Origin of the sequence: Psychrosphaera aestuarii (assembly GCF_017948405.1) — a bacterium.
Classification (GTDB): Bacteria; Pseudomonadota; Gammaproteobacteria; order Enterobacterales; family Alteromonadaceae; genus Psychrosphaera; species Psychrosphaera aestuarii.
The window spans coordinates 641,388-668,312 of record NZ_CP072844.1; the positions used below are offsets into that span (position 1 = coordinate 641,388).

A 26,925-nucleotide genomic window follows, 5' to 3' on the forward strand; every position below is an offset into this window, starting at 1 on the left:
GTTTGGATTGCGGATTCTACTGATTTGCCAAATTTTAGGCAATAAAAAAGGCGACAGTGTGACCGCTATCGCCTCTAATTCTAGCAAGTGTTCAAATAAAAATCTGACACTTCTCCTATTTTAATTTCGAAATCCTTCCGAACGCACGACACCTTGTCTTGTCACAACTGCTAATTGTCCATTTTGTTTTTGTTTAACATTCCATGTATGTATTTATATATTTATTGACCATCAATGGTACTTTTTTGGTTCATCCATGTTTGCCAACTTAGCAAAAATATAAAATTATTTACCACCCCACTTCCTTGGGTTAAATCCTTTTTGTTATCCATTACGTGGCAACGAGGTATAATTTACCCGACCTGATCTATTACTCAAGCATTTATTAATATTTTTTTACATTTCAATGTTGGTTAAAAAGTGAACTCTTTATTAAACAACAACTTAGTAAATATACACTTGTATTTTTACGAAATTGCTTATAGTAGGAATGGTCAATGTCTCACAAATGGTGGGGGATATTCTTAATGGAGCTTTATTCTAACTAATACAATACGGTAATTATTTTTCTTTGATCACATCTTTTTCGTAATAAAAATTTTATTTACCGCCTCAAAATAGTAAATCTCTTTTTAAAGTAGACCGTAGATATTCAAAAAAGTACTCGCTTAACAAAAATATTAGATACAAAAAAAGCACCCGTAGGTGCTTTTGGCGTTCAAATATGAGGCCTAATGTAAGCCAGAAACGTATTTAGATATTGCATCAATGTCTTTATCGGTAAGCTTCATTGCGATATCACGCATCATACCGTTCATGTCGTTAGCTCGTTCACCAGAACGGAATAATTCTAGTTGCGACTTAATATACTCTGGGTTCTGGAATGAGATTTTAGGGAAACCAGCTAAGCTGTGGCCTACGCCTCTAGGACCATGACAAGCTTGGCATGAAGGAATTCCACGTTCCATATCACCACCACGGTATAAGGCTTGACCTGCTGGAATGACATCTTCAGGCGTTGAGCCCGCTGTCATTGTTTGTGACGCAAAATAAGCCGATAAGTCTTTCATATCTTGATCAGATAATGGCATCACCATACCACCCATTACAGCATTCATACGGCCCTCTTTGCCGCCTGTTTCCATCGCAAGCTTAAACTCTTTTAGTTGCTTGTATATGTAGCCTTCATGCTGACCTGCAATTTTTGGGTACATGCCAATAGTGCTGTTTCCATCTGGGCCATGACAAGCTGCACAGGTTGCTGATTTAGTTTTACCTGCTTCAACATCGCCGTCTGTAGCTTGAGCTGAACCGATGAGTCCGAATAGCATAGTAAGTGATAATGCAATATTTCTCATATTAGTATCTCTATTATTTAAGTTATTCTAAATCCTTTGGCTATGAAGCAGTTCACGCAAAGAGTATAATTAGCCATATTCTACACCAAATGCCACAATGTGAAAGATTCTTCGACGTTATATTTGATACAAGTTGTTGAATTTCTAACGTTCAGTTTCACAGCGAGAGGATTATCCGTGTCAAAATCGATTATTAATTACAGAAAAGCTTCATTTTTTACGTCTGCACCAGACATTCGTCGCCTTCCACCAGATACTGGTTACGAAGTTGCGTTTGCTGGACGATCCAATGCAGGTAAATCTAGTTCGTTAAATACATTAACGCAACAAACTGGTTTAGCAAGAACAAGTAAAACGCCAGGTCGTACTCAGCTTATTAACGTGTTTAGCCTTGAAGAAGAAGACCGTCGCCTAATAGATTTGCCAGGGTATGGCTTTGCGAAAGTACCTTTGCAAATGAAGTTAAAATGGCAAAAATCATTAAACGAATATTTAGAGAAACGCGAATGTCTTAAAGGCTTAGTTGTTCTTATGGACATTCGTCACCCAATGAAAGATCTCGACCAAAATTTAATTTATTGGGCCGTAGAAGTTAATTTACCTGTATTAGTGTTATTGACCAAAGCTGATAAATTTAAATCAGGTAGACAAAAAGCCGAGCTATTAAAAATACGGGAAGCGGCATTGGCGTTTCAAGGCGATGTCACTGTTGAGCTATTTTCTTCACTTAAAAAACAGGGCATTGTGCAGCTATCTAGGATGTTAGACAAGTGGCTAAATGCGGCAGAGCTTGTTGAGCCTAACCCAGAGTATGATGGTGAACCAGAAGTTAAAGAACAATTAGAACCTGTCGTAGTGGAAGAAAGCGTGACCACTATTATTGATGCGCAAGACGGTGACAAGAAAGCCGATTAATTGTCATAGATAAATACGTTAAAAAGAGCGGAAACGCTCTTTTTTTGTAACTAATTTACAAAGAGTTGATGTTTATTGTTAAATATCAGGCAAAAAAAAACCGACGCTCAAAGAGCATCGGTCATAGCGAAAGGGGAGAGGCTATTAAATGTCAAATATCAACAGGGTCAACTCATTCGAGAGACATAACTATAATAACCAATCAGGAATGAAAGTAAAGTATATACTCTAATTTTTTTAAAAGTTTTTTAGTTATATATAATAAGGCTTTGCGAGCTTCTTGCTGTTTATTTAAACAAATGTTTTTACAAACAATCAGTTAGTTTATGTAGTGGGTAACGTTTTAAGTCTAAAAAAGTTGGCGAATTTAAGCTAACTAAACAGTAATACTAATAATTAATTAACTTTTTGGGGAAAGTTTCATTTTTGTAACTAGGTTACATGTTGGGTGGCCGAATAGTTCAGGAGCTATTTTAGCCTCCCTCGTATTCGGCATGACGTCACGAGTGTTTAGTGAGCTTCATCCCAGTTGTCACCTTGGCCAGCTTCCGCTGTTAAAGGGACATCTAATTCTGCGGCTTGTTCCATTTGCTCAATTAGCTTTGGCACCAACTCATCAACTTTTTCTGTTGTTATTTCAAATACCAATTCATCGTGCACTTGCATAACCATCTTTACATCATTCTGTGCATTATCAATGATCCATTGATCAACCGTTAGCATGGCTCTTTTGATAATATCTGCAGCTGTACCTTGCATTGGTGCATTTATCGCAGCGCGTTCAGCCGCTTTTTTACGCATATTATTTCTTGCGTTAATGTCAGGTAAATAAAGTCGGCGACCAAATACCGTTTCAACATAACCATTTGCCAGTGCATTTTGTCGTGTAGTTTCCATGTAAGTTAATACACCAGGAAAGCGTTCAAAATATTTATTGATATAGTCTTGTGCTTGACCTCGCGCAATATCTAGCTGGTTAGCTAAGCCAAATGCTGACATACCATAAATTAACCCGAAGTTAACCGCTTTTGCTGCACGACGTTGTTCTGTTGTTACTTCATCAAATGGTGTAGCAAAAACCTCAGATGCCGTTGTTTTATGAATATCTAAGTTATTAGCAAAGGCATCAAGTAAGGCTTTATCTCCACTTAAATGCGCCATAATTCTTAATTCGATTTGTGAATAATCGATAGCGACAACCTTTTTCCCCTCAGGAGCAATAAATGCCTTTCGAATTCGTCGACCATTTTCGTTTCGAATTGGAATATTCTGCAGGTTAGGATCGGTAGAGCTTAATCTTCCTGTTGCTGCGATGGCTTGATGATACGAAGTATGCAAACGACCAGTGGCAGACTTAACCATGGTCGGTAACTTGTCCGTGTAGGTGGATTTTAGTTTACTCAAGCCTCGATATTCGATAATTAACTTTGGTAATTCGTATTTATGAGCTAGTTCTTGTAATACGTCTTCTGCTGTTGAGGGCGCACCTTTAGGCGTTTTTTTGATAACCGGCAACTCAAGCTTGTTAAATAAAATTTCTTGTAGTTGTTTGGGGGAGCCCAAATTAAACACTTCACCGGCAACATCATGCGCTTGTTGCTCAAGTGTTTGTAGTTTCCCTTCAAACTCACTACTTAATTCATGCAATACATCAGAGTTTATCAATACGCCGTTTTGCTCTACTTTTGAGAGAATTGGCATTAACGGCAATTCTATATCATTAAATACAGCATTTAATTTAGGCTCATTACGTAGTTTTTCTGAAAAATAATTGTATAGTCGTAACGTAACGTCAGCATCTTCTGCGGCATAAGGTGCTGCTTGGTCTAATGGTATTTTGTTAAAGGTGATTTGTTTTGCACCTTTTCCTGCAATATCTTCAAACGAGATACAATTATGCCCTAAATACTTAAGTGCTAAACTGTCCATGTCGTGGCGGGTAGACGTGCTATTAAATACATATGATTGCAACATAGTATCACCGACGACACCGGCAATAACTAGGGAGTATTTAGCCAAAACATTAATATCATATTTTAAGTTTTGTCCCACTTTACTTATGGTTTTGTCTTCTAATAGTTGCTTTAAGCTAGGCTTAATATCTTCAAGTGATATTTGTTCAGGCGCACCTTCATAATCATGAGCTAATGGAATATAAGCTGCCTTTATTTTACTTTCGTATTTATAAGCAACAGAAAAGCCGACCAATTCAGCTTCCATATAATCTAAAGATGTTGTTTCGGTATCAAAGGCAAATAAACCGGCCTCTTTAATTTCTTTTAGGCAAGCTTGCCAATCTTCAATAGAAAATAAGGTTTGATATTGGCTACGATCAAGCGTTATAGCCTGTATTGCTGGTTCATCATGGTTACTGGAGTTTGTAGCATCAGCCTTACTAGATGGCTTGCCCTTTGATGGTGCTGATGTTTGGGATTCTTGTCCCGATAAAATTTCTTTTAGCCATCGTTTAAACTCACATTCTTTAAATAACTCGGCAAGTTCGTCTTTATTTGGTTTCTCCAAATGCATTAATTCATCGGTAATACCGTGTTCAACATCTAGTTTAATGGTGGCGAGTTCATATGAAAGTAATAGTTGTTCTTTGTGCTCTTCGAGCTTTTTAGCCATGGTTTTTGAACCACGGAAACCAAGATCAGCAACCTTATCTAAATTCTCATAAATAGACTGAATACTGCCAAGGCCTTGTATTAATGCGACAGCTGTTTTTTCACCAACACCTGGAACGCCAGGAATGTTATCAACCTTATCACCCATTAGCGCAAGGTAATCAATAATCAATTCAGGTGGTATGCCAAATTTATCAACGACACCATCGGGATCCATTACAGTATTTGTCATCGTATTAATTAAGGTGACGTGTTGATTAACCAACTGCGCCATATCTTTATCGCCAGTACTAATTAATACATCATTACCCTTTTTAGACTGCTCATCTGCAATCGTGCCAATAACATCATCGGCCTCAACGCCCTCAATAGCGATCAACGGCAACCCCATTGCTTTAATAATCTTATGCAGAGGCTCAATTTGATATCGCAAATCATCAGGCATAGGTGGACGATTCGCTTTATATTCGCTGTACATTTCGTTTCTAAACGTGGGGCCTTTGGCATCAAAGATCACTATCATACGTTCAGGAGAGTATTGCTTTACAAGACTTTTCAGCATGTTCACCACACCGTATATAGCGCCGGTCGCTTCACCCTTAGAATTTGTTAGGTGTGGCGGCGAGTGATAAGCACGAAATAAATAGGAGGAGCCGTCAACTAAAACCAGTGGCTTATAAGCTGATGATAAGTCTTGTTTTGTCATGTGGATTGTTTCCGTGTCGCTTTGGATAAATTGGTGAATAAGAATGCCATAAAGATTGTAAAGTCGCCATATATATGAGGTGCGCAGAAAGTCAGCAAGTGTTAATAAATATCACTTCCTGTGGATAACTTAGTTGATAAGTACAATAAACCTTGGCAATCAGGCGGTTAATCCTTAGCTGGCCAATAGGAACATTATCTAGAAAAACTACGCAGTGTTCCGCTTTTATTATTGTTGTTCTACAGCGAATACCAGTGAAAATTTGAGGGCATTCAGAAAGCTCAAAATCGATTTATTTCGAGCGGATTGATAATTTACACTCGAATATTAAATTGATCCAGTTTTTTAGAGAAAAAAACTGATCTTTTTTTTGGATCCTATTTTAGTGCCTACTAAACGCCCATTTTTAAAGGTTTGTGTAGAAATAGCGTGGATCATTTGTGGTACAAACAATAAGATCAATGCTATATTTTATTTGAAAAAAATTAACGTCTACCTAAAATTTATCAGTAATAACTAAGGTTATATATTGCAAGGGTTTACCCAATAGGTAGAATGTACAAAGTATAAAATTCTATCCCATAAGGTGAATTCAAAATGATCAAAATGCTTTTGACCATAGTGACAGTGTTTGCAGTTATGACCGCAAATGCATCAACTGATAAAAAAACTGAAATTGAAAAACGTATTAAGCCAGTTGGCCAAGTTTATATTGCCGGCGCTGAGCCCGTAGCCGCGGTTGCAACAGGCCCACGTTCAGGTGAGCAAGTTTATCAAAGTTCATGTGCAGCTTGTCACGGTGCCGGTATCATGGGCGCGCCTAAGATGGGTGATGCAGGTGCTTGGTCTCCTCGTGTTGCACAGGGTATGGATGTGTTAGCGCAGCATGCAATTAATGGTTTTAATGCAATGCCAGCAAAAGGTGGTTGTGTTGCGTGTTCAGATGATGAAATTAAAGCGGCAATTGTCTATATGGTTGATGCTTCTAAATAGGAAGCGCATGCTGGTTATTAGTTGACCCTAATTTATCGAAACAAAAAAGCTCCTTATATAGGAGCTTTTTTTTCACTATTTTTTTAGTAGCGATCTTAAATTTGCAATATTTGCTTTGTTCTTTTCTTTACGTTCGGCTTCAGGGATGGCTTGCCCTAATTTTTCCCAACGAAGATCTTTTTGATCAAGCTCTTCTAAAAATCTAGATGGTTCTGTGGTAATAGTTTCACCATATTGACGCCGTTCTTTTGCATAAGTTAAAAATAAGCGTTGTTGGGCACGAGTAACACCTACGTAGGCAAGTCTGCGTTCCTCTTCGACATTATCCTCATCAATGCTTGATTGGTGAGGTAGTAAGCCTTCTTCCATACCAACCATAAATACATATGGGTATTCTAAGCCTTTTGAAGCGTGCATCGTCATTAGCTGTACTTGGTTATTAGCTTCTTCTTCTTCGTTACGTTCCATCATGTCGCGTAATGTTAATTTACTCACCACTTCAGCAAGTGTTAATGGCTCATGCTCATCATCGCCATCTAACATTTGGGTAATCCAGCTATAGAGTTCACTGACGTTTTTCATACGCATTTCGGCGGCTTTAGGCGATGAACTAGTTTCAAACAACCAGTCTTCGTAATGAATGCCTTTCATTAGATCTTTTACCGCTTCTTTTGGATCACTACGAACCACTTGATCGCTTAACTCTACAAACCAGCGAGTAAAATATTGAATCGCATTTTTCGCAGGTCCGTTGATCATGCCTAAGAAGGCGTTATCAAATGCGGCTTCAAATAAACTGCAATGTCGATCATTTGATAATATGCCTAACTTCTCTAAGGTAGCTGGCCCTATTTGTCGCCTCGGCGTATTGATAATTCGTAAAAACGCATTGTCGTCATCTTGATTCACCAATAATCGTAAATAGGCCATGATGTCCTTGATTTCGGCCCGAGAGAAAAAGCTCGTTCCGCCACTTATTTTGTATGGAATGCGGTTTGATGTTAATAACTTTTCAAAAATGCGACTTTGATGATTGCCACGATACAAGATTGCATAGTCACCGTAATTGGTTTTATTAGTAAAGCGATGGCCAATGATTTCAGCGATGACTCGCTCCGCTTCGTTGTCTTCATTTTTAGTTTGAATAACACGAATGGGCTCACCGTATTCCATATTTGTTTTTAGCTTTTTATCGAATACGTGTGGGTTTTTATCAATTAATACGTTAGCCGCGTGCAACACACATCCAACGGAACGATAGTTTTGTTCTAATTTAATTAAATTTAAATTAGGGAAATCTTTGCTTAGTAAAACTAAATTTTGTGGTTTTGCGCCGCGCCAAGAATAAATGGACTGGTCATCGTCACCTACAACAGTAAAATGTGCGCGTTTTCCGACTAGCGACTTTACCAATTCATATTGGCTTGTATTGGTATCTTGATATTCATCAACCAATAAGTAGCGAATTTTGTCCTGCCAACGAGCACGAACCTCATCGTTTGTTTTAAATAGTAAGGTGGGTATCAAAATAAGATCGTCAAAATCTAACGCATTGTAAGCTCTTAGTTGATTTTGATAGCGCATGTAAAGTTCTGCATATAACGCAGATTCAGAGTCAGTCGCTTCGGCCACGGCTTGTTTAGGCAAAATAAGATCGTTTTTCCAGCTCGAAATACGATTAATAAGCTGATAAATGCTTTCTTTGTCTTCTTGTAACTCAGGCTCTGTCAGTTCTTTTAACAGCGAAAAGCAGTCTTGATCGTCAAATAAAGAAAAGTTTTTCTTAAATCCTAGTATTTTTATTTCTTTTTTTATGACATCCAAGCCAAGTGTATGGAAGGTTGAGATCCGTAAGCCTTTGATCTTACTTTTATCCATAGATGCGGCAATACGTTCACGCATTTCTTTAGCGGCTTTATTAGTGAAAGTTACCGCCGCTATATTTTTGGCGTTGTAGCCATGATTTTCTATAAGGTGAGTAATTTTATTAATAATTACTCGTGTTTTACCTGAACCTGCGCCGGCTAAAACGAGGCATGGGCCACTTACATAATTAACAGCAGATTCTTGTTCAGGGTTTAAACGCATTAAATTTGAGCACCTTATAAATTAGCGCGACATGATAACAAAATAGCAGCGAGTTTCGCATTAGAGAATGTACCCAAACGAATAATAATTTTTGCTTTTGAAGTGTTCATTTATTCGACTACAATGTATGGGCTTATTCGCTGTTATCTATGAAAAGAGGATTTATCATGAAAAAATCAGCAGTATCTTTGGCCATCACCCTTGGCTTATTTAGTACTTCAGCATTCGCTGTCGATAGTTTTGTTCAGTCAGCAAGAAACTTAGGTAGCGGTGGAGCTGGTCTTACTTACGCTCACTGGTCATCTGCTGCAAATTATAATCCAGCCTTATTAGGCACAGCCGCAGGTACTGACAACGACTTTTTCTTTGTTTTGAATGCAACGGGACGTGTTGCAGATACAAAAGATGACGGCGATAGCATAGATTTATTTGAAAGTTTAGAGGAAGAAGTATCTAACTTTGAAGACCTCGATAACTTAGACCTACTTGAAGGCGACGTACAAAGTCTTCAAAACACTATAGATACAGCCAATCGAATAGTATCTAACTTTGAAGACCTAGATGGTGCTGGCCTGCAGAGCACACTAGGCTTTAACGCGGGTTTTGGTATGGCGTTTGAACGTGTTGCTATTTCATTTAACGCGATGGTTAAGTTTGATGTTGGCGGTACGGGTGACATCTCACAGAGCGATATCGATTTATTAAGACGTTACACAGGGCTTGGCCAAACGTTGTTAACGAATGTTCGTCCGTTATATGATACAGCTTTAGCTTATGAGTCAGAGTTTGAAGCGCTACAAGCTGAATTAGAAGCCTTACAAAATAGCGGTACTGCAACGCAAGATGAAATAAATAGAGCACAAGAACTTGCCGATGAAGCCGAAGTGCTTTTCACGCAAGCTGAACAATTAGCTGAAGACGCTAAGTTAGACCAAACGACGTTAGAAAATGACTATGGCGATATTTTTGATCAAAACAGTCAAAGCATAGTATTTAACGAAGATGAGCTAGACTCAAAGGCGCGTTTTGCCGCGATAGGTTGGGCCGAAGGTGGCGTGACATTGGCGTCGAACTGGAAGCTAGAATCAGAAAAAACATTAAGTGTTGGTGCGACGGTAAAAGCGGTACGCTTAGAGTTTATTGACTATCAATCAGCGTCATCTGACTTTGATGAAGATAATATTGATGGTGATGATTACCGCAGTACAAAAGACTTTGTTACCGCTGATTTTGGCGCAATTTTGGCGATGGATAACATGGACAAGTGGCGTATCGGTGTAACGGTTAAAAATATTATTGGCGAAGAGATTGAGTCTCGTCAAGAAACATTAAAGCCAGGTCAAGAGTCATTAATCTATAAAGTTGAACCACAAATTCGAGTTGGAACTAGTTATAACGCAGGTTGGATTCGGCTAGCTGCTGATATTGACTTAACTGAGTCTAGAGGACCTGAGTTTGCTAATGGCGATCAGTTTTTCCGCGGTAGCCAGTATGCCAGTTTTGGTGCAGTGTTAAATGCATACGACTTTTTAGAGTTGCGCGCCGGTTATCGTCATAACTTAGCGGATAAGGTTGGTAACTCTACATCAGACGAAAGTGATGGCCTAATTACCGTCGGCGCAGGCTTATACTTAGCCGGCATTCAGTTTGATCTAGGTTTGCAAGCTTCACCTGAGTTAGATGATGTTGGTGGTGGTTTACAAGCAATGATCACTTGGTAATATTCAAACGTAAGATTAAGTTAAGAAATTGACCTAGACTTACCGTATTTCAATAATTAAAGGTCAGCAATGCTGGCCTTTTTTATTGCAGCAATTACAATGAGCACAGCAAAAATGATTAAGGTACTAAAATGATAGATGCAAAAAAGATTGAGCAATTTGCTGCTCAAGTTGCGGATGCATTGCCTGCTGGTGTTAAAACTATGGCGGACAATGTTGAAGATAAAGTTAAAACAGTATTGCAGAATAAACTTTCACAACTCGATGTGGTCAGTCGTGAAGAGTTTGACGTACAAACTCAGGTTTTAGCGCGGACACGTGCCAAATTAGAAGCGTTAGAAAAAGAAGTTTCTGAGCTAAAAGCGTCATTAGAGAGCGGCGTGTCTAATAAAGAATAAGCTTATTTTGCTATATTTAGGCCGTAACAGGCCCACAAATAAAGGGTGGTATTAATCGTATACCACTTTATTTTTTCCTTGTTCTTTTGCTTTATATAAAAGTTGGTCCGCGTGTATTAATAGGCCGTCTAATCTCTCACGTTTATCTTTACAAACGCCAATACTGACAGTGCAATTTATTGTTCGCTCACCGATATCAATATTTTTATTGGCAAGTTCAGATCTAAAGCGCTCTAATTTTTCTGCTGCATCAGTCAAGTCCATTTCAGATAAAAAGACACTAAATTCTTCGCCTCCCAATCGGGCAACTATATAATCTTGGCCAAAGTGCTGTTTTAACAGCTCAGAGATCGTTTTTAATACAATATCACCTGCATCATGACCATATGTGTCGTTAATAACTTTAAAATTGTCAATATCCATCATGGCGATGGTCGCCGATTGTTGTGATTGGATTATTGGCTGAACGGTGTCAAAGAAATAACGACGATTTGCTAACCCCGTTAAATAATCGGTGTTGGCTTGTTTTCTGATAATGTCGATACTTTGTACGTATTCAATATTCTGTACAACTCGACAGTAAAACTCTTCTAAACAAAATGGTTTTCGTAAAAAGTCGTTCGCACCATTTTTGATAAATTTTGCAGTAAGTGACTGTGACGCATTACCCGAAATACCAATAATACCGACTTCTTCTTTGGTAAAGTTTGCTCTTATTTCGTTGCATAACTCTATGCCGTCCATATTGGGCATTTCTTTGTCGGTAACAACCAGTTTAATATCTGGGTTTTCCTTAAGTGTAGCCAATGCAGATAAGCCAGAATCAGCAAGCAAAACTGTAAAGTTATGACGAGTTAACAGCTGCTTTAGGTAGTTTCTGGTGATGCCAGAGTCATCAACAACAAGTATTTTAATATGATGATTAGTTTGTAGTTTAATAACTAGAGCGAGTAAATATTGAAAGGCTTGTTTACTTTCTTTAGTAATATAATCGATTACGGGTAGTTTAAGAATGTGCTCACGTATTTTATCGTCGAGCATACCAGTCATAACAATGCCCGGCACATTTTTCGATAAAACGTAATCGATAGCTTCACCGTTTTGAGCGTCTGGCAGACTGTAATCGATTACAGCGCAAAAGAAGTCATCAAACTGAGAGGAAAGCTGTTTTACTTCCGCAAAAGTTGTTGCTACTACTGGGTCTAATCCGGCCTTTATGGCAATACTTTTATGCAATGCAATAATTGGCAGACTATCCTCAACAATTAGAATTTTCTTCATGCACTCCGCTTCTAGTCATTTTAACAATAGAATCATTTCTATAATCTAGCTGTAAAGTATTGTTTATATGTTTAAAAATTGCAATGTTAAGCGTTGCCGTATAGCTGTTTCTCTCCTAACCAGCGACTAATTAAAATAGGTATGCGCTCTGGTTGTGAAATAAGAAGATCATTTGCAACGACAATAGCGCGCTCACATAGTGTGGCATCTCTGTCTAAATCTGCAATTTTAAAATCAGCAAGGCCGGTTTGACGAGTACCTAATATTTCACCTGCTCCGCGAATTTCCAAATCTTTTTCGGAGATAATAAAGCCGTCGTTGGAATCTCGTAATACCGCTAAGCGTTGTTGTGCCGTTTGTGACAAAGGGGCATGGTAAAGCAACACGCAGTGAGATTGTAAAGCGCCACGGCCTACACGCCCGCGAAGTTGATGTAGCTGAGCCAGTCCTAAGCGTTCGGGATTTTCAATGATCATTAAGCTCGCGTTTGGCACGTCAACCCCAACTTCAATAACAGTAGTAGCAACGAGTAAATTAAGCTCGCCATTTTTGAATGCTTGCATTACGTTTTGCTTTTCATCCGCTTTCATTCGACCATGAACAAGGCCAATCTTAAGCTCAGGTAACAGGCTCTGTAGTTCAATCGCCGCATCTTCAGCTGCTTGGCACTGCAATGCTTCACTCTCTTCAACTAATGTACACACCCAATAAGCCTGTTGCCCCGTTGTAATACAAACATGTTTTACTCGTTCAATGACCTGTTCACGCTTGGTATCTGGGATTACAACAGTTGTAATCGGCGTCCTACCCGGTGGTAACTCGTCAATAATTGAGCAATCTAGATCGGCGTAGGCGGTCATTGCAAGCGTACGCGGGATTGGCGTTGCCGTCATGACGAGCTGATGAGGGTATAAAATGGTGTCTTCAAAATGAATAGCGCCTTTATTTCTAAGCGACAGTCGTTGGTGCACGCCGAATCGGTGTTGTTCATCAATAATGATGAGCGCTAAATTTGCAAATTCGACTTGGTCTTGAAAAATAGCGTGAGTGCCCACTATCATTTTAGCTTCACCGTTTCCAATAACTTCAAGTGCGTCACGTTTTTCTGCCGCTTTAGATTTACCGGCTATCCAAGCTACATTAATACCTAATGGCTCAAACCAAGCTCTAAAATTATTTGCATGTTGCTCGGCAAGAATTTCCGTCGGCGCCATTAATGCCACTTGATATCCTTGAGCGATAACCGTTAGCGCTGACAAAGCCGCAACAAGTGTTTTACCAGATCCTACATCCCCTTGAACTAGTCGCATCATAGGCAATGGCTGGTTTAAGTCTTTTGTTATATCGGCAACTACTCTTGATTGCGCAGCTGTAGGAGTAAATGGCAACGAATGAAGAAATTTATCGATATAGTCATTCTTAATTGGGAACGCGACTGCGGATACTTGTTGGGAGTCTTTCTTGATATTGAGCATACTTGCTTGATATGCGCATAATTCTTCAAACGCTAAACGTTGTTGCGCTGGATGTATGCCTAAGTCTAGTAGTGAGGTGTCAGTATCAACTGGAGGCCGATGACATATCTGTAAGGCTTTAACTAGCGAATATTGATTGGGTAATGATTCGAATGGAATAAGCTCATCGACTCGATATTTTTCAAGTCTAGAAAGCGCTTGCTCGGTAATCGTTCGTAAAGTCGCTTGTTTAACCCCTTCCGTAGTTGGATATATTGGTGTTAACGACTCTTCTACTATAACGTCATTCGGTCCGTTTATTTTTACATAATCTGGGTGAAGTATCTCTGGACCAAATTTGCCGCCTCTAATTTCACCAAAGCATTTTATCCAAGTTCCATCTTCTAACGAGTTTTTTTGTGCCGCAGAAAAGTTGAAAAACCTCAGAGTCATACCACCGGTAGCATCACCGATTTTTACAACCAGCATTCTCTTTCGACCAAACTGAATATTACAAGATGTGACTTGCCCAACAACGGCAACATGAGTACCGACCACGGTATGCGCAATAGGATAGACACGACTCCGGTCTTCATAACGCAACGGCAAATGAAACAAGGCATCCTCAATACAGAAGATACCTAGTTTTTTTAATTTTTCTGCGACTTTGGGGCCAACGCCTTTAAGCGTTGTAATTGGCACTGAAGAAAGAGAGGTTAGCGCCATATTAATCCATTAATTACATTTATCAGTTACAGAGCCCGGCTCAAACTCAAATGTTTGATCGGTATGAGTAAAGTCTACACGGCGAGATTTTTTATCGGCTGGTAAAAGATTATATTTATCTTTTAATTCAGTATACCAAGACTTAGGCGCATCAATTTGACCTTCCTCATCTAAAGGAGGATATGGCGTGTCGGTTCTTACACAAAGTTCAGCATAAATAGGATGGCCACCCTCAAATAGCATTTGATGGCGGATAGCATCGCTAATTACAGGTTTATCATACATACCCGCAACTAAGCGTTGGCGTTGCGCTTCATACATGATTAGCGCCCCTGCAACACTGACATTTAGCGACTCAACCATACCAAACATTGGCACAACGACATGATGGTCGGCTAGCTCTAGCGCTTCATCGGAAATGCCATCACGTTCTTGGCCTAAAATTAATGCCGTTGGTTTTGTGTAGTCAATCTCTCTAAAGTCTTTCGCACGTTCAGATAAGTTAGTCGCTAATACTTGCATGCCTTGTGCTTTAAACTGTTTTATAGCCGTTGCGGTGTCAGGTTGCTCGGTTACCTTTACCCACTTTTGACTACCTGACGCTCGTCCACCGGATAACCAGCGACTTTCAGTTGTATATATCGCGTGTATGTTATGAATGCCTATTGCATCGGCGGTACGAATGATTGCGGACAAGTTATGCGTTTTATGCACTTGCTCCATACACACGGTCAGGTCTGGCTGGCGCTTATCAAGGATCTCACTAATACGTTTAAAACGTTCCGGTGTCATATTTAAAAACCTAGTTTTACTAAATGATTATATGAATAAAGTGCGATCTAAACGTCAGAAAGCTCTAACACACCATCAATTTCAATTTGTACACCCTTTGGCAAAGCTGCTACTTGAACCGCGGCGCGAGCAGGATAGGGTTCCACAACATACTTAGCCATTATTTCATTAACTTTTGCAAACTGGCCTAGATCCGTAAGAAATATATTTAGTTTAACGGCATTTTCTAGAGAGCCACCGGCCGCTTCACAAACGGCTTTCAGATTTTTAAATACTTGTTCGGCTTGTGCTTCAAAGTCTTCAGAAATAATTTCCATTGTTTCTGGAATCAGCGGTATTTGACCGGACAAATAAACGGTAGTACCTACTTTAATAGCTTGATTATAAGTACCAATAGCGGCGGGTGCCGCATCTGTGTTAATAACAATACGAGTCATGTTGAATTCCTGTTGAATAAACTATTTGCGGCTAATGCGTTGCACGTCCGGCATAGTTCTTAATTTTTTGATGACGCGAGCCAAGTGAATACGATCTTTGACGGTAACATCAGCGGTGATTACATATATATTTGATTCTTTTTCTTCGGTAAATATATGTTCTACGTTTGAATTACTCTTTGAGATTAGATGCGTTACTTTAGCAAGCGCGCCTTGATGGTTGATAAGTTCAATTTTTAGTGTGGTGACATAATCTCTATCAGACGTGTCATCCCATTTTACTTTGAAAAACTTAGCGGCTTCTTTTTCCCAATTCCGGCAGTTAGGGCAGTCTTCTCTGTGAATAGTTAAGCCTTTTCCTTGCGATACGTGAGCAACAATTTCATCGCCAGGAATAGGGTGGCAACATTTACTGTAAGTGACCAACATGCCTTTTGCGCCGACAATAGGCGTTTTATCGATTCTTTCTTTGTTGGTTTGCTCGGAGTCTGAATTTAGTAAGCGATTACTAATAGTAAGGCCCATTAAATTACCTAAGCCGATTTCTCGATAAAGATCTTCTATGGTACTTAAATTAAAGTCAGTTAATAACTTAATGATATCTTCAGGTGATATTTGTTCAATCTCAACTTCACCAAGCGCCGATTTTAACAAACGTCGACCTAAGTTAATGGCTTCATTCGATCTTTGATGTTTAAGGTAATTACGAATGCCTAAACGTGCTTTGGCGGTTACTACAAAGTTAAGCCAATTTGCGTTTGGTTTAACATTTGGTGAAGTAATAATTTCTACTGTTTGTCCAGTGTCTAAAGCGCGACTAAGAGGATGAGGCTTACGATCGACTTTCGCGCCAACGCAAGTGTTACCAACGTCTGTATGAACAGAATAAGCAAAGTCTACCGGTGTAGCGCCCATTGGCAATTCATGAATTTTACCGTCTGGTGTAAATACATAAATTTCCTCAGGGAACATCTCTGTTTTCACGTTTTCAATAAATTCAAACGATGAACCAGCGCTTTGTTGTAGCTCTAATAAAGTTTGCATCCATTGGCGAGCTCGTTGCTGTGCTGTGTTTCCAGCTGTATCGCCAGCGCCTTTATACGCCCAATGTGCCGCAATTCCTTTGTCAGCCAGCTGATCCATTTCTTTAGTACGAATCTGAATCTCAATAGGGATACCATGCGGGCCAATCAATGACGTATGTAAAGATTGATAACCATTTGATTTCGGAATTGCAATGTAGTCTTTAAAACGAGTTTCAATTGGCTTATATAAGCCATGCATTGCACCAAAGACTCGATAGCAGGTGTCAATATCATCAACCATGATTCGAAATGCATAGATATCCATTACTTCGTTAAACATTAATTCTTTGTTTAACATCTTTCGATAGATACTAAATAAATGTTTTTCTCGACCTCTAACTTCGCCGGGGATCCCAACCTCGTCTAATCGAGTTTCTATTTCTGACTGGATATTATGGATAATCTCTTTACGGTTACCGCGAGCCTGCTTTACGGCATTTTCTAACGCACGGGAGCGCATTGGGTATAGCGCCTGAAAGCCGAGGTTTTCGAGCTCGTTTTTAAATTCGTGAATACCAAGGCGATTGGCAATTGGAGCATATATCTCTAGTGTTTCTTTAGCGATACGACGCTTTTTATCGGGCCTTAGGGCACCAAGCGTTCGCATATTATGGGTACGGTCAGCAAGCTTTATCAGAATGACACGAATATCTTGCGTCATCGCCATAACCATTTTACGGAAGTTCTCTGCTTGGAACTCTTTTTTATCTTTGAAATGAAGTTTGTCTAATTTAGACACACCCTCTACTAAATCCGCAATAGTATCGCCAAATTCGTCAGCTAGGTCTTGTTTGGAAACTGGCGTATCTTCAATAACGTCGTGCATTAGGGCTGCCGACAGGGTTTCGTGATCTAACTTCATATTGGCAAGCAGCACAGTAACTGCCACCGGATGAGTGATATAAGGATCACCACTTGAGCGCATTTGGCCTTCGTGAGCATCACGCGCGACGACATAAGCTCTTTGCACAATGGCAACTAACTCTGGTGGCAAATAGGCCGAAATTTGTTGTTTTAAACCTTCAAATAGATACACCAAACGACTCAGTAGAAAAAACGATTAGATATGAGATGAGTATAAACTAAAGGAAAATAGGAAGGAAAGCCAACACGTTAAAAAAACATGCTGGCTATATAGAAATTGTACGTTGGTACGTTATTCGTTGCCAACGATTGCAGCTACTGCTGCCATTTCTTCCGCTTCACGAACTGTCTCAGCTTCGTTATCTTGACGATCCATGATCTCGTTGGTGATTAAACCAGCTTCAATTTCGCGAAGCGCAGTTACAGTTGGCTTATCATTACCAGCGTCAACAAGAGGCTCTTTACCTTGAGTTGCTAATTGACGTGCACGACGAGCAGCAACCAAAATTAAATCGAAACGATTTCCTACTTTTTCAACAGCGTCTTCAACAGTTACGCGAGCCATTCAGTATCTCCAATGAGGCAAAAAAATATTAAGGGGCGTAATATTACACCAAGGTTAGCTTTTAGCCAATAGCTGAGTAAGCAGTTGACTGTTTTTACTTTGCTGATTTTTTGTTTTTAACCGGTGCGCTAATACAATTTGTTCAAAGTTATTAAGCGTTTCTTCAAAATTATCGTTAATTAACAAAAAGTCATATTCATTATAGTGCGACATTTCGCTTTGTGCTTGTGCCATTCTTTTTTCAATCACTTCGGCGCTATCTTGACCGCGTTTATTTAAACGGCTTTCTAACTCTTCGCGTGATGGCGGTAATATAAATAAAGTAATAATTTCAGGCACTATTTTGCGCATTTGTTGGGCGCCTTGCCAATCAATGTCCAAAAACACATCTATGCCTTGGTCTAGTTGATCCTGTATGGCTTGTTTAGAGGTACCGTAATAGTTGCCAAATACTTCTGCCCATTCATAAAAACCATTATCTGCAATCAGGCTTTTAAAAGCGTTAACATCGGTAAAGTGATAGTGAACGGCGTCTTCTTCGCCAGGTCTTGGCGCGCGGGTCGTGTGCGACACAGAAACTTTCATATCATTATGTCTTTGCAAAAGTGCAGAGATTAAACTGGATTTACCCGCACCACTCGGTGAGGAAACAACAAATAAATTACCTTGCATAGTTATAAATACTTTAACGTTAATGAAGTGAGGTTTATAAATTATTGGGTAGTTTAACACATCACCAATAATAGACGCCCAATAAATATCGCCATGACGAATACTTTTTTGTCTACACTTAATATAAAAATAAAGTTAAGAGGTAGCTAATGCTGGGAGTTATTTTTACTAATTTAATCGAGATGATGGAGCAAGAGGTTGGCTTAGAACTAACAGGCAAAGTCCTAGACGACGCTGACTTAGCCTCAAATGGTAGCTATACCAGTGTTGGGTTTTACCCGCCAGAGGAAATTCTTTCTATCGTAGCAACATTGTCGAAGCACACCGGCATACCCGGGCCTGAATTAGTTGAACGTTTTGGCTATTTTTTATTTCAACGACTCGCCGAATATCATCCTCCTGCAGTTCAAAACAAAACATCAATAATAGAAGTTTTATCTATTTTGGACTCAAATGTTCATGTCGAAGTTCAAAAACTCTATCCAGACGCTCAGCTGCCAACCTTTGAAACCATTGAAGAGTCGAAAAGGCATATCGAACTTTTATACACGTCACCAAATAACATGGAGGCATTAGCAAAAGGATTGATATTGGGAGGGGCTAATTATTTTAATGAAAATGTGAATGTAACCATTACGCCTAAGTCAGCAACATCTTCTTACATCAAGGTTGAAAGTTTTAGCCAAGATTAGAATATCTAATGAAAAATATAACCGCCTTAAAAACCTTTGTTAGAAAGTTTACCTTACTGGCGCGAATGGCTACTATGCAAATTAAGCAATTCAGGTCTCAATATAATCAATATCTTGAATTCGCTTTCAAAAAATAATAATAGGGGTAAACATGAATTTAAAATATGCAAAGTTGTTCGCATCTGTGACATTAGGTCTCGCTGCTGTAACAACATCACAATTACACGCTGCGAGTGCGAACGAAGTGGCTTTTTCTCATGCAAATGAAAATGCATCATTTCTTAGGTGTGGTACTAAACACCCTTCGTTAAAAGAAGCGGAATTAAAAGAAAAGCATTTTAAAAACTTACGTTCAAACGCCGCTGGTAAAGGTAAACCTGGTAGCGGTGGTGGTGATGGCGGTTCTGCCGATCAACCTAGAGCGGCCGGTTCAGTGGTTATAGATGTTTACTTCCATGTGATTACGGATTCTAATGGTAACGGTGCTTTGTCTGCAGGTGATATTGCTTCGCAAATGAATGTATTAAATAATGCATATGCCAACACGCCATTTACTTTTAACTTAGTAAGTTCTCAAACAGTATCAAATGATGCTTGGTTCACAGCTGGTTATGGTACTCAAGCAGAGACTTCTATGAAGTCGACACTTCGTCAAGGTGACGCAGGTGATCTTAACTTTTACACCAACAACATGGGCGATGGCTTGTTAGGTTGGGCAACGTTCCCGTCTGACTACGCGTCTCGACCAATGAACGATGGTGTTGTTGTGTTATTTGAAACTTTACCAGGTGGAAACGCAGCACCTTACAACCAAGGTGACACAGGTACTCATGAAGTAGGTCATTGGTTAGGCCTTTATCACACGTTCCAAGGTGGCTGTAGCGGCAGTGGCGATTACGTAAGCGATACGCCAGCAGAAAAAAGTCCGGCTTATGGTTGCCCAACAGGTCGTGATAGTTGTACAAAAGGGAAAAACGCGGCTGGAGCGGATCCAATAAATAACTTTATGGATTATACCGACGACGCATGTATGTATGAGTTTTCGTTTGGACAGGCATTACGTGCTGACCAACAGTCAATCACATACCGTGGTTTATAATCGTTAGTATTTGTTAACGCGTTTAAAAGGCACTTAGGTGCCTTTTTTAGTTTATAAATCGCTAAAATGTAAGAATATGAGCTTTGAGACGTTATTGCTTAACAATATGGTGGTATTTGATATGTATTTAACAAAATTAGTCATCCCTTTAGCTTTAATCATTTTGAGCACTTTTGCTATTGAGGATGCACATGCTGCTGATAAGAGGTTAAGAGTACCAGATTTTGTAACGTGTGATAGAAATCAGCTTACGTCGTGGCAAGGGGTTGCTAGCAAATATCAGCGAGATAACGGACATTTAGCAATAACTATTAACACTAGCTATGGTACGGAAGAATCATTAAAACTGGAGTTTGACTCGAAGGATGCACTTGCAACAAACTTTCGTCTAAATGGATTACCATTCAATGAAAATAACTGGGCGGAAATTGAAAACGAAAGTGGCGTATTAAAAGATTCAATAAAAGTGATTGTGTGGGTGTGTGAAACGCCTTTAGTAAAACCAATTATCGATTGGAAATTACCTAAACGTTAAGCGCAGCTTATAAAAAGACGACACACTTTGAGTGGCCGCCTTTAAATCTAATTAATTCAAAATTTAACTACTTAATAAACTTGTAAACTTTGCCATCTTTCATAACAAAGTTAATGTTCTTCATTAAACTTATATCTACTAGCGGATTTCCTTTTACCGCAACAATGTCAGCCAGTTTACCCTTTTCGAGGGTACCAAGTTCGTCTGATATTTTTAGAAGCTTAGCTCCATGGAAAGTAGCACTTCGAATCGCATCGATAGGTTTCATGCCAGCACGAACCATTAATTCAAATTCTAATGCGTTGTCGCCATGAGCAGAAACACCTGAATCTGTTCCAAACGCAATGTTTACGCCCGAAAAGTATGCTTTCGCAAATGTCTTTTCAATTAATGGACCGATAGATGCCGCCTTAGGACGAACTAATTCTGGAAAAAAACCATCTATTTTGGCTTTTTCAGCAACCCAATTACCCGCCATAACCGTTGGCACATAATAGGTGTCATATTTTTTCATTAACTTAAAAATTTCTTCATCCATGAAAGTGCCGTGTTCAATTGAGTCTACGCCAGCTTCAATTGCTCGCTTCATGCCTTCTTTACCATGAGCATGCACCGCTACTGTCATATCATAATCCTTAGCGGTATCAACAATGGCTTTTAATTCATCGGTCATAAACTGTGGGTTTTGGCCGCTTTTAGCAACACTTAATACACCACCAGTTGCTGTTATTTTAATTAAGTCTGCACCATCTTTATAACGCTGACGAACCGCTTTTCGCGCTTCTGCAACGCCATTGATCACACCCTCTTTAGGACCTGGGTCGCCAGTTATCGCCATTGCACGACCATTGGTTGGGTCGGCATGACCACCAGTGGTCGCTATGGATTTTGCAGCAGTGTATATCCTTGGACCATCGATCATGCCATTATTGATAGCCTTTTTTAATGCCACTGATACGTTGTAACTGTCGCCTAAATTACGAACGGTAGTAAATCCGGCATCTAACGTTTTTTTTGCGTAAACAACACCTTTTAACGCATAGTCCGCCTCATTTAATTTAAAGCCGTCTAAGTAACTCGCCAGTCCATTATGCTGAGAGCTAATGTGCGTATGCATGTCCATCAATCCTGGCATAACGGTGTAGTCTTTTAAATTAATCACCGTGTCTTTGCTTGTCGGTGTTTTAAAACCTGATTCAATAGCTTTGATTTTGTTACCGTCAATAACAATGGTCATGTTGTTTTTAACGTCATTATTGTTAGCTTTAATAACACGCCCAGCATGAATAAGTGTGTCCGCGAAAACGGTTTGGCTTAATAAAGCTAGCCCCACTATTGATAAGTTAGAAATACGTTTCATGTAGTTTTCCCTAATGAGCTACCTGTAAAGCGATAGCGTGAAATTGTGAACTTAATCTAGCAGACAAGTGAGGTTAAAAAAAGAGCAATTAAATTTATAATAAATGCATTAATTATTAGTTGGTTACCTTTGTTATCCAAGTTTGTACCTATAACTTACATTGTAAAACTAGCATCGTTTCCTAGTATTAAAGTAACCTCAATAACCAGTGATGATTTATGGTAAAGCAGTTGCGCCTGCCTCTTAAGGTAATACTTTTAATATTTACTCTTCTCATATCGATCCTTCTGTATTCAATCAGTGCAGTAGCGGATACCCCTGTGAAAAATAAAAAACCTCATGTCGACTACTTCGATTTAAGTTTAGAGCAGCTGTTAAATATTAAAGTAGATATAAGTGCGGGTACTGAATCTAGGCAACAGTTTGTTCCTTCAGCGGTGACTATCATTACCAGCAATGACATTGCTGAGTCTGGCGGTCGAACTTTAAACGACGTATTAAATTTGCATGTTCCCGGTTTCTTTAAAGCGGAAGATAAAGACGACACTATTTCTTCTTTTCGTGGACTCGCACCCGACAATAATACGAAAGTACTACTGTTAATAGACGGTGTTAAAGTAAACGCAGAATGGTTTTGGGGACCAGCGGACAGTATATTAAATGGTCTAGGTTTAGACTTTATTGAACGCATTGAAGTTATTCGTGGTGCGGGAAGTGTTATTTTAGGTCAAGGTGCACAACTGGGCGTGATAAATATAGTCACGAAGGAAGCGGAGGGAGCCGAACTAAACTTATCCGTAGGTGAATTTGGTGGACGCTCGGTTAGTGCAGCAGCGAGCTTGGAACACAATGGTTTAAAATATCAATTTATTGGATCTACTCACAATTTTGACGGTTTTTATTTACCGAGCATAGGCTGGGCTAGCGAAGTAAAAGAGAGCGACTCATCACACCCGTCTTTTCCCGCAGACAGAGGCAACAAATTAAACCGTATCGAATCGACCAGACTTATCACTAAAGTATCAGACTTTGATTGGCAAATATGGTTTCAACACCATCAACAAACTCGAGATTTATATAATTGGACCAAAGATAGAGATCAGGTTGAACAGCGGATATCTATTATTGCCGGCGACTATTATTATCCAATAAATGATGAGCTGACTATCAAGCTAATCGGCAACTGGCAAAATGATGACTATGCCCTATACGATCATTATTCTGGCTTAACAACAGCAGGAGCTAACGAACAAAGAGCTTTTGGGCAGGTTAGGATGTTTACGAGAAAAAACGAGCAAGGTATCAGTTGGTTACTCGGTGCCGAATTAGAGCACATTAAAACAGGTGATACTAATTGGCAGGGGGATAATTTTTTAGTAAACAAAACTGAGAATTTGACGACTAATTTAAATGAAACGAATACCTGGCTGTTTGAAGATAGTTATACCAATAAAGCGTTATTGGGTGAGCTAAACAGCGAATGGCAGAGTGCATTAAAAGCGAATATTGGCTTTAGATATGATGATCATGGTCATTGGGGTGAGCATTTTACGCCACGGATGAGTCTAACCTATCAAAGCGAGCCAGAAGCGAATGTTTATCGATTGACTTATCAACGCGGTTTTAAAGGGCCACCAGGTGTACATTATACTGGGGGCTTTTTAGGTGACGGCTTGTTATCTGAGCAGAACTTTAGTCAGCTGGAAGGTTCAGGGATGACATCCTCAACGACAGGCGAACCAATGCTAAATGTAAGCCCTCCTAAACCAGAATCTATGACTAGTTACGAGTTCTCGGTGAAGGGGGTGGCAGATAAGTATTGGAGTTACGAAATTGCGACATTTTATAATCGAATCAACAACTATATTCTGACGTTATCGACTAGAAATGGAGTCCCGGGGAAATCCATAGGAACGGATCGGGTTGGAGACTGGGGGGGCGTTTTTTATTACGCAAATCAGCCAGGCGAATTAAAAATTCGAGGCATTGAGCTGTCGTCAGTTTGGAAAAAAAACAATTGGCGTCATAAATTATCTTACAGTACCCATGATGTTGTTAGTGCAGAAGGTTTCGATTTTGGAATGAAATCACCAGTGGCCGGTAACCAAGACGACATCAACGCCAACGGCATGCCAGAGGGTATTTGGCGATATCAAGGATTTGTAAAGCTGAACAATAAATTTAGTTTATCTTATCAGCATATTTTATTTGAGCGCTGGTGGGCGCCTTGGACAAACTCAGCAGAGCCCGGTTTAGGTTGGGGTAATGTTTCGGTTAAATGGCAATATAACCAGTCGTTAAACTTGATGTTGTTGGTAAATAATATATGGAATGAAAATGGGTTATACCCAATTAGGGCAAGAGGGAATGGAAACGATACTCCAGGTACGCCAGCGTTAGAGCCAAGAAACCTGTCGTTAACAATGAAGTATCGTTTTTAAATATACTATTTTGCTGGTACGTAATCGTAACTAGCTTGCAGTCCTAGCGGTAAATCCAATCCCCAGTAAGCCAGTAAAAATATTGTCCAAGCAATTAAGAAAGATATTGAGAATGGCAACATCATTGCCGTCAATGTTCCTATACCAGCTCCTTTCACGTATCGCTGACAAAATACAACAACAAGCGGGAAGTAAGGCATTAGTGGTGTAATGATATTGGTACTTGAATCACCAATTCTATAAGCGGCTTGCGCTAAATCTGGCGATATACCAAGCTGCATAAGCATAGGAATGAATATTGGCGCTAGCAATGCCCATTTTGCAGAAGCAGAGCCGACGAATAGGTTTATAAAACCTGTTAAGAATATTATTCCAGCAATAGTTACGCCACCTGGTAGCGCCATCGCTTTCAAAAACTCAGCACCTTTAACAGCGAGTAAAATACCCAAATTAGATTGGCCAAAAGCGTAAATAAATTGGGCGATAAAGAACATGATAACCAAATAGTACCCCATGCCAGACATCGCTTTACTCATGCCTTCAATAAACTGTTTACTGTTAGTAATAGTGCCTATGGCAATGCCGTAAACAACGCCAGGGATTAAAAATAGTAAAAATATAAGTGGGACTATGGATTTCATCAACGGTGCTGCAAATGCAGTCAAGCTGCCATCTGGTGCACGCCATGGTGATGACTCAAAAGACGCGGTGATAAATAATAACGCTAAACTAACAACAATAGATCCAAGTGCTAAGCGCAAAGCTTTACGCTCATTATCTGATAACGGGTCCATTGTCGGTAAGTCTGACAAGTCGCCGTCTAATTTATTATTTTGCAATTTAGGCTCAACAATTTTATCAGTGATAAACCAACCTAAGCCGGTAATTAAAATTGACGATGCTGTTGTAAAATAATAGTTATTAAGCGGGTTTAAAGTAACCGAAGGGTCTAGCAACTGAGCACCGGCCTGGGAAATGCCTTGTAACATTGGGTCAAGAGCTGATGGAACAAAGTTAGCAGAAAAACCACCTGACACGCCAGCAAACGCGGCGGCAATACCGGCTAAAGGATGACGACCAGCCGCATAAAATATTACACCACCTAATGGAATAACAAGTACATAACCAGCATCAACTGCAGAGTGGCTAACAATACCAATTAAAATAATCATTGGGGTCAACAGCCACTTAGCGGTTACAGAAAGTAAAGCTCGAAGACCAGCGTTAATGAAGCCTGAATACTCCGCCACACCTATACCCAGCATTGCAACTAAAACAACGCCGACAGGGTGAAAGTGAGAGAAGTTAGTCACCATAACGGAGAAGAACTGGGTCATTGCACTACCGGCTAACTGATTGTTAATGATTAACTCTTCGCCAGAGCGAGGATCAATAACATTAAAATCTATGCCAGACAGTGCCCAGGATAATACCCAAACAAAAACCATAAGTGAGATAAATAACGCTGCTGGGTCTGGTAGTTTGTTACCCCACACCTCAACTTTATTTAATATTCTCTGCATAACAGAAGACGATGGATTACCCATTTTTAGCCCTTTTTGTAATTATTATATCGACGAAATAACCTACGACAAAAAGGGTTAAATTTACAGTGTTTTTAATGATTTTTTAGGGCTTGGTACGCTTTAGAGTAGTTTTTTAAACCAAAGGGCAAAGTAATTTGTTTTTTAGAGTTCTTATCCAAATAAACCAATTGCATCAAGGTTCCATTGGTTAACTCTTTTTGCATTTGCTCATCAATGGCAATATTGGTTTGACATAACTGCGCATTACACTCAAGAATTTTAGCTTTAATATCTTTGTTGTTATCAATTTTTATTCCGATACCAGCTTCTTTTAACGCATTACTACCAAGTCTAACGGAAAGGACATCCATGTTTTTTGGCATTAGAGCAACATTAATAGATGCAACGATACCGGCTTTTTTGCCGTTATCAGCAACGAGCGATTGATGGATATAGCATAAACTAGATTTACAACTTAATGTCCATTCACCAAACTTCTCCGGTGTAGCTTGTGCTGAATTGGAAAATACGGAAGCTGAATTAGAAAGCAATAAAAAGCCAAATAATAACGTATGAAATTTCATTTTTAC

Annotated in this window: 21 protein-coding genes; 8 read left to right on the plus strand and 13 right to left on the minus strand. The window is 39.5% G+C overall.

Annotated features, from left to right (window positions below; genetic code table 11):
* Positions 1-731: 731 nt before the first annotated feature.
* Entirely contained in the window at positions 732-1,358 is a 627-nt protein-coding gene (locus J9318_RS02985) for a c-type cytochrome (RefSeq protein WP_210561066.1), read from the minus strand.
* A gap of 189 nt (positions 1,359-1,547) precedes the next feature.
* Between J9318_RS02985 and yihA the strand changes: the two genes are divergently transcribed.
* A complete protein-coding gene (gene yihA / locus J9318_RS02990) occupies positions 1,548-2,273 on the plus strand; it encodes a ribosome biogenesis GTP-binding protein YihA/YsxC (RefSeq protein ID WP_210562348.1) in 726 nt (241 codons plus the stop codon).
* Positions 2,274-2,783: 510 nt separating this feature from the next.
* On the opposite strand, the gene polA is transcribed toward yihA, so the two are convergent.
* Positions 2,784-5,606: a DNA polymerase I gene (gene polA, locus J9318_RS02995; RefSeq protein ID WP_210561067.1), complete on the minus strand. Its 2,823-nt coding sequence runs from the start codon at positions 5,604-5,606 to the stop codon at positions 2,784-2,786.
* Between the two features lie 639 nt (positions 5,607-6,245).
* On the opposite strand from polA, the gene J9318_RS03000 reads away from it, so the two are divergent.
* Positions 6,246-6,599, plus strand: coding sequence for a c-type cytochrome (locus J9318_RS03000; RefSeq protein ID WP_342345697.1), 354 nt, complete (start codon positions 6,246-6,248; stop codon positions 6,597-6,599).
* A gap of 75 nt (positions 6,600-6,674) precedes the next feature.
* Here J9318_RS03000 and rep read toward each other — a convergent pair whose 3' ends face one another.
* Positions 6,675-8,687 (minus strand): DNA helicase Rep, encoded by a 2,013-nt coding sequence (gene rep / locus J9318_RS03005; RefSeq protein ID WP_210561069.1) that lies wholly within the window; start codon positions 8,685-8,687, stop codon positions 6,675-6,677.
* Between the two features lie 167 nt (positions 8,688-8,854).
* Here rep and traF point away from each other — a divergent pair, with 167 nt between their 5' ends.
* Positions 8,855-10,408, plus strand: coding sequence for a conjugal transfer protein TraF (gene traF / locus J9318_RS03010; protein WP_210561070.1), 1,554 nt, complete (start codon positions 8,855-8,857; stop codon positions 10,406-10,408).
* 131 nt (positions 10,409-10,539) lie between these two features.
* The gene (gene ubiK, locus J9318_RS03015; RefSeq protein WP_210561071.1) at positions 10,540-10,806 is read left to right on the plus strand and encodes a ubiquinone biosynthesis accessory factor UbiK; all 267 of its coding nucleotides are present in this window, start codon (positions 10,540-10,542) and stop codon (positions 10,804-10,806) included.
* 51 nt (positions 10,807-10,857) lie between these two features.
* Here the strand turns inward: ubiK and J9318_RS03020 are convergent, their stop codons facing one another.
* The 7 genes from J9318_RS03020 to gmk all read right to left on the minus strand — a co-directional run bounded on the left by J9318_RS03020 (position 10,858) and on the right by gmk (position 18,682).
* Entirely contained in the window at positions 10,858-12,087 is a 1,230-nt protein-coding gene (locus J9318_RS03020) for a diguanylate cyclase (RefSeq protein WP_210561072.1), read from the minus strand.
* An 86-nt stretch (positions 12,088-12,173) separates the two neighbouring features.
* Entirely contained in the window at positions 12,174-14,267 is a 2,094-nt protein-coding gene (recG, locus tag J9318_RS03025; protein ID WP_210561073.1) for an ATP-dependent DNA helicase RecG, read from the minus strand.
* A 9-nt stretch (positions 14,268-14,276) separates the two neighbouring features.
* On the minus strand, positions 14,277-15,059 hold the full coding sequence (gene trmH / locus J9318_RS03030; RefSeq protein WP_210561074.1) for a tRNA (guanosine(18)-2'-O)-methyltransferase TrmH: 783 nt from the start codon (positions 15,057-15,059) through the stop codon (positions 14,277-14,279).
* A gap of 47 nt (positions 15,060-15,106) precedes the next feature.
* Positions 15,107-15,496: a RidA family protein gene (locus J9318_RS03035; protein ID WP_210561075.1), complete on the minus strand. Its 390-nt coding sequence runs from the start codon at positions 15,494-15,496 to the stop codon at positions 15,107-15,109.
* Between the two features lie 21 nt (positions 15,497-15,517).
* The gene (gene spoT / locus J9318_RS03040; RefSeq protein ID WP_210561076.1) at positions 15,518-17,617 is read right to left on the minus strand and encodes a bifunctional GTP diphosphokinase/guanosine-3',5'-bis pyrophosphate 3'-pyrophosphohydrolase; all 2,100 of its coding nucleotides are present in this window, start codon (positions 17,615-17,617) and stop codon (positions 15,518-15,520) included.
* A gap of 120 nt (positions 17,618-17,737) precedes the next feature.
* Positions 17,738-18,010 (minus strand): DNA-directed RNA polymerase subunit omega, encoded by a 273-nt coding sequence (rpoZ, locus tag J9318_RS03045; protein ID WP_210561077.1) that lies wholly within the window; start codon positions 18,008-18,010, stop codon positions 17,738-17,740.
* Positions 18,011-18,064: 54 nt separating this feature from the next.
* Positions 18,065-18,682 (minus strand): guanylate kinase, encoded by a 618-nt coding sequence (gmk, locus tag J9318_RS03050; protein ID WP_210561078.1) that lies wholly within the window; start codon positions 18,680-18,682, stop codon positions 18,065-18,067.
* Between the two features lie 149 nt (positions 18,683-18,831).
* Here gmk and J9318_RS03055 point away from each other — a divergent pair, with 149 nt between their 5' ends.
* The 3 genes from J9318_RS03055 to J9318_RS03065 all read left to right on the plus strand — a co-directional run bounded on the left by J9318_RS03055 (position 18,832) and on the right by J9318_RS03065 (position 21,008).
* Positions 18,832-19,374: a heme NO-binding domain-containing protein gene (locus tag J9318_RS03055; RefSeq protein WP_210561079.1), complete on the plus strand. Its 543-nt coding sequence runs from the start codon at positions 18,832-18,834 to the stop codon at positions 19,372-19,374.
* Between the two features lie 151 nt (positions 19,375-19,525).
* A complete protein-coding gene (locus J9318_RS03060; RefSeq protein ID WP_210561080.1) occupies positions 19,526-20,473 on the plus strand; it encodes a zinc metalloprotease in 948 nt (315 codons plus the stop codon).
* A 76-nt stretch (positions 20,474-20,549) separates the two neighbouring features.
* Positions 20,550-21,008 (plus strand): hypothetical protein, encoded by a 459-nt coding sequence (locus J9318_RS03065; RefSeq protein ID WP_210561081.1) that lies wholly within the window; start codon positions 20,550-20,552, stop codon positions 21,006-21,008.
* Between the two features lie 67 nt (positions 21,009-21,075).
* On the opposite strand, the gene J9318_RS03070 is transcribed toward J9318_RS03065, so the two are convergent.
* A complete protein-coding gene (locus tag J9318_RS03070; RefSeq protein ID WP_210561082.1) occupies positions 21,076-22,368 on the minus strand; it encodes a metal-dependent hydrolase family protein in 1,293 nt (430 codons plus the stop codon).
* Positions 22,369-22,688: 320 nt separating this feature from the next.
* Between J9318_RS03070 and J9318_RS03075 the strand changes: the two genes are divergently transcribed.
* Positions 22,689-24,809: a TonB-dependent receptor plug domain-containing protein gene (locus J9318_RS03075; RefSeq protein ID WP_210561083.1), complete on the plus strand. Its 2,121-nt coding sequence runs from the start codon at positions 22,689-22,691 to the stop codon at positions 24,807-24,809.
* A 5-nt stretch (positions 24,810-24,814) separates the two neighbouring features.
* Here J9318_RS03075 and J9318_RS03080 read toward each other — a convergent pair whose 3' ends face one another.
* Positions 24,815-26,356, minus strand: a complete 1,542-nt coding sequence (locus J9318_RS03080) for an AbgT family transporter (protein WP_210561084.1) — start codon at positions 26,354-26,356, stop codon at positions 24,815-24,817.
* Between the two features lie 71 nt (positions 26,357-26,427).
* On the minus strand, positions 26,428-26,919 hold the full coding sequence (locus tag J9318_RS03085; RefSeq protein ID WP_210561085.1) for an invasion associated locus B family protein: 492 nt from the start codon (positions 26,917-26,919) through the stop codon (positions 26,428-26,430).
* Between the last annotated feature and the right edge of the window lie 6 nt (positions 26,920-26,925).

Excerpts from the sequence above, each read along its gene's own strand:
- J9318_RS03070 (WP_210561082.1), bottom strand. The coding sequence starts at position 22,368 with ATGAAACGTATTTCTAACTTATCAATAGTGGGGCTAGCTTTATTAAGC.
- J9318_RS03000 (WP_342345697.1), top strand. The coding sequence starts at position 6,246 with ATGACCGCAAATGCATCAACTGATAAAAAAACTGAAATTGAAAAACGT.
- J9318_RS03060 (WP_210561080.1), top strand. The coding sequence starts at position 19,526 with ATGAATTTAAAATATGCAAAGTTGTTCGCATCTGTGACATTAGGTCTC.
- J9318_RS03055 (WP_210561079.1), top strand. The coding sequence starts at position 18,832 with ATGCTGGGAGTTATTTTTACTAATTTAATCGAGATGATGGAGCAAGAG.
- rpoZ (WP_210561077.1), bottom strand. The coding sequence starts at position 18,010 with ATGGCTCGCGTAACTGTTGAAGACGCTGTTGAAAAAGTAGGAAATCGT.
- J9318_RS03020 (WP_210561072.1), bottom strand. The coding sequence starts at position 12,087 with ATGAAGAAAATTCTAATTGTTGAGGATAGTCTGCCAATTATTGCATTG.
- rep (WP_210561069.1), bottom strand. The coding sequence starts at position 8,687 with ATGCGTTTAAACCCTGAACAAGAATCTGCTGTTAATTATGTAAGTGGC.
- J9318_RS03065 (WP_210561081.1), top strand. The coding sequence starts at position 20,550 with ATGAGCTTTGAGACGTTATTGCTTAACAATATGGTGGTATTTGATATG.
- J9318_RS02985 (WP_210561066.1), bottom strand. The coding sequence starts at position 1,358 with ATGAGAAATATTGCATTATCACTTACTATGCTATTCGGACTCATCGGT.
- trmH (WP_210561074.1), bottom strand. The coding sequence starts at position 15,059 with ATGACACCGGAACGTTTTAAACGTATTAGTGAGATCCTTGATAAGCGC.
- J9318_RS03085 (WP_210561085.1), bottom strand. The coding sequence starts at position 26,919 with ATGAAATTTCATACGTTATTATTTGGCTTTTTATTGCTTTCTAATTCA.
- J9318_RS03035 (WP_210561075.1), bottom strand. The coding sequence starts at position 15,496 with ATGACTCGTATTGTTATTAACACAGATGCGGCACCCGCCGCTATTGGT.
- ubiK (WP_210561071.1), top strand. The coding sequence starts at position 10,540 with ATGATAGATGCAAAAAAGATTGAGCAATTTGCTGCTCAAGTTGCGGAT.
- polA (WP_210561067.1), bottom strand. The coding sequence starts at position 5,606 with ATGACAAAACAAGACTTATCATCAGCTTATAAGCCACTGGTTTTAGTT.
- traF (WP_210561070.1), top strand. The coding sequence starts at position 8,855 with ATGAAAAAATCAGCAGTATCTTTGGCCATCACCCTTGGCTTATTTAGT.
- recG (WP_210561073.1), bottom strand. The coding sequence starts at position 14,267 with ATGGCGCTAACCTCTCTTTCTTCAGTGCCAATTACAACGCTTAAAGGC.
- gmk (WP_210561078.1), bottom strand. The coding sequence starts at position 18,682 with ATGCAAGGTAATTTATTTGTTGTTTCCTCACCGAGTGGTGCGGGTAAA.
- J9318_RS03080 (WP_210561084.1), bottom strand. The coding sequence starts at position 26,356 with ATGGGTAATCCATCGTCTTCTGTTATGCAGAGAATATTAAATAAAGTT.